The sequence below is a fragment of the Fictibacillus marinisediminis genome (genome assembly GCF_023149135.1).
GTDB lineage: Bacteria > Bacillota > Bacilli > Bacillales > Fictibacillaceae > Fictibacillus_C > Fictibacillus_C marinisediminis.
The window spans coordinates 3,305,597-3,318,453 of the sequence record NZ_JAIWJX010000002.1; the positions used below are offsets into that span (position 1 = coordinate 3,305,597).

Here is a 12,857-nt window from a genome sequence, read left to right on the forward strand (position 1 = left end):
CCCTCTTTGAAGCAAGGCGGCTCTCTCCTTTACTTTTCCAATGTTTGAGCCCCGGCATAATGGTCTTTCACCTGGTCCCTCAACGCTCTTTTTAAAAATTTGCCGACAGACGTTTTTGGTATTTCATCCAAAAACAGCACATCGTCCGGGATCCACCATTTTGCAAATTGCGGTTTTAGGTATTCTTTGATGTCTTCCTTTGTCACTTTGCCTTTTGCTCCGCCCTTTAATACGACACAGGCAACCGGTCTTTCCTGCCACTGCGGATCTGGTATAGCAACCACTGCCGCTTCGTATATATCATCATGAGCGATGAGAGCGTTTTCAAGATCAACAGAAGAGATCCATTCGCCACCGCTCTTTATTAGATCTTTCGTACGGTCGACGATTTTTACCGTTCCTTCCTCATCGACAGTCACAACATCACCTGTATGAAGCCATCCGTCTTCAAACGCCGTACTGTTTTCATCACCGTAATATTCATCGGCGATCCAGTTGCCCCTTAAAAGCAGCTCGCCCATCTCGTTTCCATCCCACTTCACGTCACCTGCTGCACCTTTTACCTTCATTTCCACACCGGGAACGAGGTAGCCCTGCTTGGCCCGAATGTTCAGCTTTTCTTCATAATCCAAGTCTTCCTGATAGCTTTTAATTCTTGAAAAAATAACAAGCGGGCTCGTTTCTGTCATACCGTATGCATGAGCAAACGGGATGTTGTGCCTCGTCTCAAAGGCTTTGATCATTCCTTTAGGAGCAGCTGAACCACCGCATAAAATATAACGCAGGCTTCCTGTATCATAGTTTCCTTCCTCCAGCTCTTTCAATAGGCCAAGCCAGATGGTCGGAACTCCAGCAGTGATCGTAACTTTCTCCCGTTCGATCAATTCCGCGAGCAGCTTCGGTGTAAACTGCGGCCCAGGAAGCACCTGTGTCGTTCCGAACCAAACGGCGGCAAACGGAAGGCCCCAGGCATTCACATGAAACATCGGAACAACAGGCATGCAGATATCCGACTCTGATACACTGCCTCCATCTGCCAGTCCGAGCGCCATGCTGTGAAGCACGATTCCGCGGTGCGTATAGACCACACCCTTTGGATTACCAGTCGTGGCTGACGTATAACACATGCCCGCTGGTTCATTTTCATCGATATCCGGATTAAAGTTGAAAGAAGGATCTCCTTCTTCCAGGATTTTTTCATAATGATACAGCGGTTCAAGCGTTGAATCCGGCAGTTCAGGTTCATCAGTCATCAAGACAAACGCCTTAACCCCTGTGATCTCATCTTTTAATTTTTCAATCAGCGGCAGGATGTCCTGATCAATAAGAAGAACCTTATCATCTGCATGATTGATGATATACGCGATATGAGCGGGAGACAAGCGAATATTGATCGTATGAAGAACGGCCTCTGCACCGGGTATAGCAAAGTAAGCTTCCAAATGGCGGTGATGGTTCCAGGCGAGCGTCCCTACCTTATCTCCCTTTTGAACGCCAATCTTTTTGAGTGCACTGCTCAGTCTTCTTGTCCGGTTGGCGATCTCACGGTACGTAAACGTTCTGATGCCGGATGCGGTCCGGCTGATTACTGTCTTTTTTGGAAAAAACGCTTCTGCATGCTCCATCATGGCTGTTACTCTTAATGGCACGTTCATCATCATCAAATTCCTCCCTTAGATAAATAAAGATTTTATCCTGTTGAATCTGCTGCTTCAGTCCTCATTTGTACCTAGTTTACTACTTCCCCATTCATGCAAAAATCCCTTGTTTCTTTTGGGGAAAAGGTTGCGTCGGGATTAATTTCCTATAAAAAAACCAAAAAGCATGTTCTCGCCTTTTGGTCTTCGCTTTATTTTTTGGCTCTTTACTAAAAGATCGTTGCTTAGGAAACATTTTTGTTTAGAATCTTCACTGACAAATTGATTGAAGTGTAAGGTGCGAGACTCCTGCGGGGGAAGCGTGGCTCAGCGCACGCCCCGCGGAAAGCGAGCATCCTGAAACGGAGATCGACCACTTTCAATAGCAGCAAAGGTTGCGATAACAGCCTATTTTTTTAAATACGGCATCGGTCTTGGAATCGGGATGGGCTTAACAGGAGCAGGAGCTGGTTTCATCCATTTCTTTTTGGATTTTTTATCAGGCAGGGGCAGCAGCCCGTTTTTATGATTGGGAACCGACAGCTTACTCTTTTTAGGGATCATGTCACTTGGTGCGGCCTGGCTCTCATGAATCGGCTGAACGGCGCCAGCCAGAAGGACCGTCAGCAGGATGGACACAAAGATCTTCAAATGGGTCGCCTCCTCACATTAATTATCCCTTTAGGTTGTTCTATTAAATAAGTCGTATCCGAGCAAAAAACGTTTCAGTAAAAAACAAAAAAGCGCTCGAACATACAGAGCGCTTTTCAAACTATAGATACATTTGTTTGATCTTTTCAGCAACAGCGTCGATGTTGCTTGCCACCTGCGGAAAGGAATACCCGACATACAACGGGGAGGCGGCGAATCGCGGAACGACTTTGGCAATTATTTTTTCTTCCCACTGGTAAAAGAAGAGATTATAGCTGTTGCAGGATTTACTGAACCCGTTCAGCAAGAAATGGGTGGAGAGCTGAATATAATCAGCGAGCTCTTTTACTTTGCTCCGGTCTTCTAGCAGAATGTTCAGTTCATAGAATCCCATTTTCGGCTTTGTTGAAATGTTGAATTCGATGCCGGGCTGTTGTTCAATGAGGATTCCTTCAAACTGTGACGGATGGATATTCTGATGATAATCTGCTTCTTTAAATCCTATAATTTGCATATGCGGGTGGCGGAGTGTTCCGCCAGAATACGGTCCATGGTTCTTAAAGAAGATCACGGATTGGTATTCTCCGCTTTGTATGGTCTTTTCCCATGCAGAAAGGCCAAATTCAAAGAGTTCATATAGATGTTCTTTTGAATACTGAGACAGCTCGGAGTAACACTTTTTTGTTTCAATCAGAACCGTTTGGAACGCGTTGGCAAGCACCGGATACTTATTCTTGAGCCAGATGATTTCTCCTTTTTCTTCGATAATGTCTGTCAGGCTTTCCCTTTCACAAAAAGGGCACTTTGTTTCTGTGTTCCGTATGCTCTCTGGTTTCTGTGTGCCAATGTTCATATTAAAAAGAAGATGTGTTTGCATGGAGATCACCCTTTATTCAGTGTTATGAAAGCAGGAAAACAATCCTATTTATCTTTCTACTCTCGGGCAGGAAAAACCTCTTCTTAACGAAGAGGCTTTTCTTTCATGTATTCTTTAAATGCATTTTTCACTTTCGGAACAACATAATGGCTGCCGCCCTTGTCCTGTACATTTTCAATCATCATGGAGACGAGAAGACTTGGCTGTTCCTGGTTAAACGCAACGAAATAACCATTTTCCTGGCCTTTCTCGCCAATTTTGGACTTCAGCTCTGCCGTTCCTGTCTTCCCGGCAAGTACGATATTTTTAAGTGGCGGCTTGTATCCTGTTCCTCTCTTATCCCCAACGACTTTTACCAGATCACTTCTGATTCTTGTAGCCGTTTCCGGGGAAATGACGTTTTTCTTCCACACTTTAGCTTTCGAATTATCTGCTTTCACCAGCTGCGGTGCGATTAAATTCCCGTTATTGATAAAAGGAGTATAGGAAAGCCCGAGGTGCAGGATGTTCATTTCCACTCTTCCCTGCCCATATCCGGTATCAGCAAGCATACCTTCTGAATCAATGTCTTCCTTCTTCAGTGAAGAATTTTCGAAATCTAGATCAAACGGCATGTCTTCATTAAAACCAAACTTTTCTGCGCCTTTCACCATGTCTTCTTTTCCGATGGCCAGTGCTGTTTGGGCAAAGTAAATGTTATCGGAATACATGAGGGCTTTCTCCAGATTAACAGATGGCACCGCAGAAACCCGGGTTACAAATTTCTTATCCCAGCCTTTCTTCTGCCACTTTTTCCCGGAGATGGCGACTTCCTTGTTTGGATTCAGCTTATTGGTCTCCAGACCGATGGATGCCGTAATCGGCTTAAACGTGGATCCAGGGGCATACGTGTAAGCAAAACGGTTTAACATCGGTTTCTTCGGATCTTTTTCAAGCTTCTGGTATTGTGAACCCGAGATCCCCAGTACAAAATCATTCGGATCGAAACCCGGGCTGTTCACAAGGGCAAGAACCTCTCCTGTTACAGGATTGATGGCCGAAGCTGTTCCGACATCCTTTTTCATCTGATTGTAGAGGTCGCTTTGCAGATACATATCAATGTTCAGTGTTACTGATTTTCCATCCACCGCTTCTTTCTTGGCAACCGTTCGTTTTTCGTTTTCACCAGAATCAACGATCCTGATCAATCCGCCGTTTTTCCCGCGGAGCTGCTTTTCATAAAATTTCTCAAGGCCTCTTCTTCCGATCACATCGGTAGATTCGTAGCCTTCAGATTTTAATTTTTCAAGCTCTTCTGCTTTAATAGGCTGCACAAATCCTGTTAGATGGGATGCCGCTTCTTTATACGGATACACTCTCGTCTCGATGGACTGAGTGCTCACTCCCTTGATTTTCGCGACTTTTTTAAGACGGGGGTCTTCCTCAGCAATAGTCTTAATCGGTACAAAGAATCCAGGCTGCACCCATGAAGCATTCAGAGCGTTATCAATGGTCTTCTTATCAATACCAAGCACTTTTGCGAGCTGTTCCTTGCTTGCGTCTTTATTTGCTGGTAGATTTTGAGGGACAATCCCTACCTGGGAAGCCACTCCATTAACAGCGAGTCCATTTCCATTGCGGTCAAGGATTTCTCCCCGCTTCGCTTTGTTTGTTTGAACCCTCACTTTATCTCCCTTTGCCATGCCCGGGAAGATCTGTGAATAATCCCAATCAATGTACCAGTCTTTCTTGTCTTTCTTTTCCTGCGCTTTCATTTTTATTTTATTCTTGTACTGAACAGGGCCAGCGAGCGTATCCATTTTTACGGTGTATGTATATGTGATGTTTCCGTTCTTGTCCGGCTCAGGCTCTTCTTTCGGGATAACAGGTTTGATCGAAACGTCTTGTGCTTTAATCCCGCCATAAATCGCTGAGTATTTCTTCACAAACTCATCCTTTGTAATCTCTTTTTTGCTTTTGTCTGACAGCATACTGTACATCTTATCAAACTTCATAGACTGCCAGTTTTTCATGTAATCTTTTAATCTCGGCTCCGGTTTAGGACCGTCCGAACAGCCGGCGATCACCATGAGCATCAGCGCTATGAAAAATATACCTAACCTATGTTTCAATGATATTCCCTCCTGGCTACTTCACTTTCTGTTTCTATTTTAATCCATTTAAAAAAATAACCGAAGCAATAACCCCTCACTTCAGCTTTCGTTTTATAAATCTTTTTTTGAACTCCAATAATCTTCTGCTGTCATGCTAAAATACTGAAGCTCCATATTCCATAGGCTTATATCCTTTTCCCTGGCCATCCCAACTTTTTTCAGAACCTTTCCTGAACCTTGGTTTGCAGGCATTGCAAGCCCAATTAATCGGTCGAGATGCAGTCTTTCAAACACAGCTTTTACACAGGCTGCCGCTGCCTCGGCCGCAAATCCTTGGCCCCAGCTTTCCCTGCTGAAAGCATATAAAAGTTCGACTTCATCCAAATCTTTTACGTAATTCAATCCGCAATGGCCGATCAGTTCCCCATCTTTCATCTGAACGGCAAACGTTCCAAATCCACGGTCCTCCCAGCCTTTAATAAAAAAAGCCATCATTCGCATCGCTTCTTCAGGTGAATAAGCCCCCCGTTTGGGCAAATACCTTCCTACCTCATCCTGCCCAAGCACCCGTGCATAGTTTTCAGCATCTTTTTCTTCATCAAACATTCGCAGGATCAGCCGATCGGTGACGAGAGTCTGAACCAATTCCATTCCATTTCCTCCCCGTGATTGCTCTTTTCTATCATGCTACCATACACTCAATGAAAGTATGACTTTTTGGGATGAACAGGTTAATCCTTCTAATAAAACGGGAAAACACAAACTAATAAATTTCAAGTAAAGAGGTGTCCGTCTGATGAACAGTGGTAACTGGTATGTAGAGAGACGTGCAAATTATAAAACGTGGAAAGAACGGTTTGATAAGGAAATGACGATGCAGCAGTCACTGATCTATGGAGTGCCTACGGTTCTTATGATTCTTTGTATCTTTCTCAAATAAGTTTGATTAACAACGTTGGAGCCCTCTGAAGTGGATGGGATGGAAGAGCGGATGAGAAGCAAACAGCTGCCTCCATCCTCACGGTAAGTGAAAAAAACTTGTGGGTTTCTTTCAAGCATCAGTTTGAGATGAGTATCTGGATGGAATTCATGAATAAGCTTTTTCAATGAAAATAAAGACCTTTATCTCCTTATGTGAGATGAAGGTCTTTTATTCAGTATTTATTACTTTGGGCGTTCAATCGTGAACTTCTCCCCAAGTTTTGAGTAATCATTGCCCGCCAGCCGGCTGATAGGCTTTAATCCTGCAGCATCAACGCGTCCTTCTTCGTACAAATCTTCTCTGATATGATAGTGGACGATTTCCCCGATGAGCAGATCACATGCCGGATTTTCTTCACTTCCGCCAAGCGGAATGGACTGCTCCAGGACACACTCCAAGCGGATGCTTGCTTCTTTTAAGCCTGGAACAGCTACTTTAGTGCTCTTAATGGGGGTAAGTCCGGCCAGTTCGACCTCACTCTTATCCGGCGGAAGGCTTGCTGCTGTCTGATTGATGGCTTCTACATAGCTTTCATCCGAGATATGAACAACAAATTCACCAGCCTCCATTGCATTCCTTGCCGTATCTTTCGGCTGGCCGTCCGCTCTCTGAACAGAAACAGAAATGAGCGGAGGAGTTGAACTGACTATATTAAAATAACTGAAAGGTGCCGCATTCAAAATACCCTCTTTTGTTGTGGTCGTAACAAAAGCGACCGGCCTCGGAATGATACTTCCTGTAAGAAACTTATAGTTTTCTTTAGCGGACAAACTTTTTGGGTCGATCGATTTCATGCAGAATCCCCTCTCTCTCGATTAGCTTTTAGAGTAATACTTTTGAAACCAGTCCCGTGCAGCCTCTGCCTCAGGCTGTGTGAGCTGATGGCCGTAATCTCCCCAGTACGTTTCCACATTCGCTCCTGCTCCTTGCAGGAGGCTTTCCAGTTCTTCCGTCTCCTGTGGAGGGCAGATCGGATCATTTTTACCGGCGCCTATAAATATTGCTGCATTCTCGAGATTTGGCAGTGTGATTCCTCTTAATGGCACCATGGGATGATGAAGGATTGCGCCGCGCAATTCTCCTTTATAGTGAAATAAAAGGCTTCCGGCGATATTCGCACCGTTCGAATAGCCGACCGCTACGATATTCTGCCGGTCAAACTCATATTCATCGGCCGCATGATCTAAAAAGTCATGCAGCTCTTTCGTGCGGAATTTCAAGTCTTCTTCATCGAAGACCCCTTCAGCCAACCTTCTAAAGAAGCGAGGCATTCCATTTTCAGTGACGTTTCCTCTGACAGTTAATATAGAAGATTCCGGTGAGATCATTGAGGCGAGCGGCAGTAAATCCTCTTCCGTACCACCTGTTCCATGGAGCAGAAGCAATACTGGTGCCTTTTCGTTTCTTCCTTTTTTAAATAAATGCCTCATTTTACTTCATCCTCCTTCAAAACCCGGACTTCTGCCGGCATAAGCACAGATTCAATCTTTTCCCGCTCTGGCTCAAGCCACGGAGGAAGAAGAAGATTTTTACCCATAATGTCTTTCGGCTCATCACGTGCAAATCCAGGCGGATCAGTCGCGATTTCAAAAAGAATACCACCTGATTCGCGGAAATAGATCGCATTAAAATATTGACGGTCAATAACTGGTGTTACTTCAAAACCGCTCTGCTGAACATGTGATCTCCAGTTTTCATGGTCCACATAATCGGAAGCCCGCCAGGCGATATGATGAACAGTACCGGCACCCATCGTTCCTCTTCCAACGGCTGACGTTTTAATGTCGATGATATTTCCCAGATCGGATGCAGCTCTAAACCTGATGAAATTACCGTCTTCTCCTGTTTTTTCCAAGCCCATGACATCAGTCAGCAATCTCATCGTTTTTTGAGGAGCACCTGACAACAATACCGCACCGCCAAATCCTTTGATGGCAACCTCGGCAGATACCCCGCCAAATGACCATGTACTGTTTTTCCCTTCACTGCGGCTTACCAATTCAAGATGAAGACCGTGGGGGTCATCAAAGGCTAAATACTGCTCGCCAAAGCGCTCTGTTTTTTCAAAAGCTACGTTAAATTTAGTTAGACGCTCTTCCCAGAAGGTTAATGCTCCTTCAGGTACCACAAACGCCGTGACACCCACCTGTCCCGCTCCTGTTCTTCCGCTATATGCGCCAGGCCAAGGAAAGAAAGTCATAATCGTCCCTGGTGAGCCTTCCTCGTCTCCAAAATAGAGATGGTACGTACCCGGATCATCAAAGTTTACTGTTTTCTTTACGAGGCGCAGCCCCAGCACCCCAGCATAAAAATCAACGTTTTCCTGGGGATTCCCAACAATAGCTGTAATGTGGTGAATTCCACTTGTCCTTTTTTCCACAATCATATCTCCCTTCATATATACCCTGTTACTATTCCCTTTAATAAAGAACAAACACTTTAACTTACTTATAGTAAGTATGATAACAAACGTAACTTACTTATGTCAAGCGCTTTACACGTTATCAATCTTTATGGGTTTTATAAATTGAAAGCGGATAAAGAGGTTACTTATTCCATTTTCAAGACCTAAATACGAACATTATAATTAATTTTAAATTAAAGGTTCGTAAATTTTATTGTTTTTGTTTTCGGAATTTGATATAGTTACTAAGGTTGAGTGAAACAACACGCAGAAGCTTGAACATGGGAGGTTCTTTTTATGAATAATAAATATGATGTCATTGTGGTTGGAGCTGGTCCGGCCGGAATATTCTCTTGCTATGAATTAACTCGCAAAATGCCGGAAGCCAACATTTTATTGATCGATAAAGGCCATGATATTTATTCAAGAAACTGCCCGATTCTGCAAAAGAAAATTCAAAAGTGCCCGCCTGCTGCCGGAAGAAAAGAATTTGCCGGCTGCCTTCCAGCCTGTTCGATTACGAATGGCTTTGGAGGAGCAGGAGCCTACTCTGATGGAAAGTTTAATATTACAAGTGAGTTTGGCGGATGGATGACTGATTACCTGCCGGATGAAACCGTAATTGATCTTATAAAATATGTAGACAGCATTAACCTTGAACATGGAGCGACAGAAACCATTACTGACCCGCTGACTGATGAAGTGAGAGATATTGAGAAGCGCGCGTATGCTGCTGAATTGAAGCTTCTCCGTGCACAGGTCCGCCACCTTGGAACGGAACAAAACCTTGCAATTTTGACCAGCATCTATGAATATTTAAAAGAAAAAATCGAAATGCGCTATAAAGCAGAAGTATTGGATCTTGTTACAGAAAAAGTGGATGGCACGCACAAAGCAACTGGCGTGGAATTAAAAGACGGAACGATCCTCTCTGCGGATAAAATCGTCATCGTTCCAGGCCGCGATGGCTCATCATGGCTCACCAAGATTCTGAAAAAACGCCGGCTGAAAATGGCAGCTAACCAAGTGGACATCGGTGTCCGTGTAGAGACGTCAAACGTGGTGATGGAGGAAATCAACGAGCATTTATATGAAGGGAAATTTGTGTTCAACACGTCCGTCGGCACAAGAGTCCGAACGTTCTGCAGCAATCCGTCAGGACACGTAGTGGTCGAGAACCATTCAGGCATCATGCTGGCAAACGGGCATGCCTACAAAGACCCTGCTCTCGGAAGCCCGAATACCAACTTTGCTCTGCTTGTGTCCCATAAATTTGATGATCCATTTGATGAGCCAACGGAATATGCACATGAAGTATCGAGGCTTGCTAACCAGTTATCCTCTGGAGGCTTGGTCGTACAAAAGTACGGAGATATTAAGAAAGGCCGCCGTTCCACTGAAAAAAGGATCAAAGAAGGCTTTCTTAATCCAACAATGAAAGAGGCGGTTCCTGGTGACCTCGGTTTAGTTCTTCCTTATAACACGATGAAAAGCCTGATTGAAATGACAGAGGCACTGAATGAAGTAACCCCTGGTATTTCTTCAGAACATACATTATTTTATGGAGTAGAGGCCAAATTCTATTCTGCCCGGCCGAAGCTGAATGACCGTTTTGAATCAGAGATTTCCGGCCTCTATGTCGGCGGAGACGGCGCAGGGATTACGCGAGGACTTGCACAGGCGAGCGCGTGCGGAGTCTGGATCGCTCGTGACATCGCTGATAAATTGAACACAAAAGAAAAGGAACTGGCTGTCATCGGTTAATGCCAGACTGGAGGACCGTTATTTTTACGGTTCCCTTTTTTTATGGGGCTGTTTTCGTCTTTTAGGAAAGCTCTTTTCTAAAAGATTGTTGCTTTTGGGTCATTTTGTAAACAGCCTTCATTGACAAGTTGATTGGAGTGTAAGGTGCGAGACTCCTGAGGGAGAAGCGGGACAGGTGAGACCCACAGGCGCGTGCGCCGAGGAGGCTCACCGCATGCCCCGCGGAAAGCGAGCATCCTGAAACGGAAATCAACCACTCCTAAGAGCAACAAAGGTTACGAAAACAGCCTTTAGGAAAGAGCCTTTATATATATGTTTGCGAGTGAGCTGCCTTGCGTTACACTAGAAGCAGAATCTTTCAAAGGAGCTGTTTCGTATGTGTGGCAGATATTCTTTGTATGCGGATATGCATTTTATTCAGGAAGAGTTTGATATCACGATTCCCAAAACCTTGCCTCAGCGCTTTAACATCGCTCCATCACAAAACGTGCTTGTTATTACCTCGGATAGAGGGACACGAAAAGCGGAAATGCACCGCTGGGGGCTGATTCCCTTTTGGGCGAAAGATCCCAAGATCGGTTACAAGATGATCAACGCCCGGGCCGAAACGGTGGATGAGAAGGCTTCATTTAGAGGTCCCTTGAAAAATAAGCGTTGTCTCGTGATAGCCGATGGCTTTTTTGAATGGAAAAGAGAAGACAAACAAAAGCAGCCGTTTCATATCCGGCTGAAAAACCGTAAACCTTTTGCCTTTGCCGGCCTCTGGGATCAATGGGAACAAAATGGAGAAGTGATTACGTCCTGTACTCATATCACAACACGCCCGAATGCATTGATGAAAGACCTCCACGACCGCATGCCGGTCATCCTGACAAAAGAAGCAGAAGAAAGCTGGCTGGATCCTTCCATTCAGGATAACGAGTACTTAAAATCTCTCCTCACTCCATATGATAGTGAACAGATGGAGGCATTTGAAGTATCACCGGTTGTCAACTCACCGAGAAATGACGTGAAGGACTGCGTGGTACCTTTATATAATTTTTAGCTTGATTTATTAATATCCATCATTTAACATTATGAAAACGATACATGGCTATGAAGAAGAAGAGTAGATGGCACGTACACTTCAGAGAGCTGGCGGTTGGTGAGAGCCAGTGTGGAAATGCAATTGAATGGGCTTCTGAGCCTCAAACCGAAACCGCTGGGAGTAGGCTTTGACGGAAGGTCTCGCCGTTAGAAGGAGACAGGTATTCGGTCTTTGGATACTGTTAAAGCGGACTGCTTAGAGCAGTTCATCAAGGTGGCACCACGGGGTTTCTCGTCCTTAATCAGGATGAGGAGCCCCTTTTTTATTGGACAGGAGGAGATTAAATGGAGAAAAAAATTGTACTGACTGGAATCAAGTCTACCGGAAGGCCGCACATCGGAAATTATATTGGAGCCATTAAACCAGCTCTCCAGCTGGCTGAAAACGATGCCTATTCACCTTATTACTTTATTGCAGACTACCACTCTTTAACAACCGTTCAACATGCAAACCAATTCAAGGATTATGTATATGGCATTGCGGCAACCTGGCTTGCACTCGGTCTTGACCCCGAAAAATCAACCTTTTACCGCCAGGCAGATGTTCCAGAAGTTTTGGAGCTCGCATGGATTCTCTCCTGCCTCACACCAAAAGGTTTGATGAACCGCGCCCACGCTTATAAAGGTTTGATTGAAGAAAACCGGCAGAACGGTCTCGAGCAGGATTCCGGTATCAATATGGGTGTGTTTACGTATCCCATCTTAATGGCCGCAGATATTTTATTGTTTCAATCGGATATTGTCCCTGTCGGCAAAGACCAGATTCAGCACGTGGAAATCGCCAGAGACATCGCCGGACATTTCAACCATATATATGGCGAGACATTCAAAATGCCTGAATACAAGGTTGACGAAGCAACTTCAGTCGTTCCGGGGCTTGATGGCAGGAAGATGAGTAAGAGCTATAACAATACGATTCCTCTTTTTAATGAGGAGAAAGAGTTAGAGAAACTAATCAAACGGATTGAAACGGATTCTAGTTTACCTGAGGACCCAAAAGACCCAGCTCTTTCTTCTTTGTTCTTAATCTATAAAGAATTTGCATCAGAAGCGCAGGTGAAGAGGATGCGTGAGAGATATGAGAATGGAGTGGGCTGGGGAGAAGTTAAAAAAGAATTGTTTCATGTTATGAACGCCTATTTGGAAACACCAAGGCAGCGTTATATAGAACTCATGAACAACCCGAAGAAAATGGATGAAATTCTCCTGCACGGAGCTGAAAAAGCTCGCCGGCGGGCGAGAACATTTCTTGAAGAGGTTAAGGAAAAGATAGGTTGCTGAGTGACGGGGGCTGCGGTCGATGATGTTGCCCAATGGCGGGCTGCCGCACGATTATTTGGTTCAGCCGCCCGAATCCTCTCCC

The 12,857-nt window shown here is 44.7% G+C and carries 12 protein-coding genes and 1 other annotated feature; of the genes, 4 read left to right on the plus strand and 8 right to left on the minus strand.

Annotated elements, in window-relative coordinates:
• Window positions 1-29 precede the first annotated feature (29 nt).
• The 5 genes from LCY76_RS17650 to LCY76_RS17670 all read right to left on the minus strand — a co-directional run bounded on the left by LCY76_RS17650 (window position 30) and on the right by LCY76_RS17670 (window position 5,909).
• Window positions 30-1,658 (minus strand): long-chain fatty acid--CoA ligase, encoded by a 1,629-nt coding sequence (locus LCY76_RS17650; protein WP_248254714.1) that lies wholly within the window; start codon window positions 1,656-1,658, stop codon window positions 30-32.
• A gap of 387 nt (window positions 1,659-2,045) precedes the next feature.
• A complete protein-coding gene (locus LCY76_RS17655) occupies window positions 2,046-2,288 on the minus strand; it encodes a hypothetical protein (protein WP_248253704.1) in 243 nt (80 codons plus the stop codon).
• A gap of 121 nt (window positions 2,289-2,409) precedes the next feature.
• Window positions 2,410-3,165 (minus strand): DUF4931 domain-containing protein, encoded by a 756-nt coding sequence (locus LCY76_RS17660; protein ID WP_248253705.1) that lies wholly within the window; start codon window positions 3,163-3,165, stop codon window positions 2,410-2,412.
• A gap of 83 nt (window positions 3,166-3,248) precedes the next feature.
• Window positions 3,249-5,276: a penicillin-binding transpeptidase domain-containing protein gene (locus LCY76_RS17665; RefSeq protein ID WP_248253706.1), complete on the minus strand. Its 2,028-nt coding sequence runs from the start codon at window positions 5,274-5,276 to the stop codon at window positions 3,249-3,251.
• A gap of 93 nt (window positions 5,277-5,369) precedes the next feature.
• Window positions 5,370-5,909: a GNAT family N-acetyltransferase gene (locus LCY76_RS17670; protein ID WP_248253707.1), complete on the minus strand. Its 540-nt coding sequence runs from the start codon at window positions 5,907-5,909 to the stop codon at window positions 5,370-5,372.
• Window positions 5,910-6,054: 145 nt separating this feature from the next.
• On the opposite strand from LCY76_RS17670, the gene LCY76_RS17675 reads away from it, so the two are divergent.
• A complete protein-coding gene (locus LCY76_RS17675; RefSeq protein ID WP_156418869.1) occupies window positions 6,055-6,198 on the plus strand; it encodes a hypothetical protein in 144 nt (47 codons plus the stop codon).
• Between the two features lie 224 nt (window positions 6,199-6,422).
• On the opposite strand, the gene LCY76_RS17680 is transcribed toward LCY76_RS17675, so the two are convergent.
• The 3 genes from LCY76_RS17680 to LCY76_RS17690 are packed head-to-tail and all read right to left on the minus strand — an operon-like array spanning window position 6,423 to window position 8,626.
• Complete coding sequence (locus LCY76_RS17680) at window positions 6,423-7,034, minus strand: flavin reductase family protein (protein WP_248253708.1); 612 nt, start codon at window positions 7,032-7,034, stop codon at window positions 6,423-6,425.
• Window positions 7,035-7,055: 21 nt separating this feature from the next.
• Complete coding sequence (locus LCY76_RS17685) at window positions 7,056-7,670, minus strand: alpha/beta hydrolase (RefSeq protein ID WP_248253709.1); 615 nt, start codon at window positions 7,668-7,670, stop codon at window positions 7,056-7,058.
• Complete coding sequence (locus LCY76_RS17690; protein ID WP_248253710.1) at window positions 7,667-8,626, minus strand: ring-cleaving dioxygenase; 960 nt, start codon at window positions 8,624-8,626, stop codon at window positions 7,667-7,669. The genes LCY76_RS17685 and LCY76_RS17690 overlap by 4 nt, the downstream gene beginning before the upstream one ends.
• Window positions 8,627-8,941: 315 nt before the next feature.
• Here LCY76_RS17690 and LCY76_RS17695 point away from each other — a divergent pair, with 315 nt between their 5' ends.
• The 3 genes from LCY76_RS17695 (at window position 8,942) to LCY76_RS17705 (ending at window position 12,775) form a co-directional block, all read left to right on the plus strand.
• Complete coding sequence (locus tag LCY76_RS17695; RefSeq protein WP_248253711.1) at window positions 8,942-10,408, plus strand: NAD(P)/FAD-dependent oxidoreductase; 1,467 nt, start codon at window positions 8,942-8,944, stop codon at window positions 10,406-10,408.
• 376 nt (window positions 10,409-10,784) lie between these two features.
• A complete protein-coding gene (locus LCY76_RS17700; RefSeq protein WP_248253712.1) occupies window positions 10,785-11,453 on the plus strand; it encodes an SOS response-associated peptidase in 669 nt (222 codons plus the stop codon).
• Window positions 11,454-11,494: 41 nt separating this feature from the next.
• Window positions 11,495-11,737: a binding site (T-box leader), on the plus strand.
• 42 nt (window positions 11,738-11,779) lie between these two features.
• Complete coding sequence (locus LCY76_RS17705) at window positions 11,780-12,775, plus strand: tryptophan--tRNA ligase (RefSeq protein ID WP_248253713.1); 996 nt, start codon at window positions 11,780-11,782, stop codon at window positions 12,773-12,775.
• Window positions 12,776-12,857 lie beyond the last annotated feature (82 nt).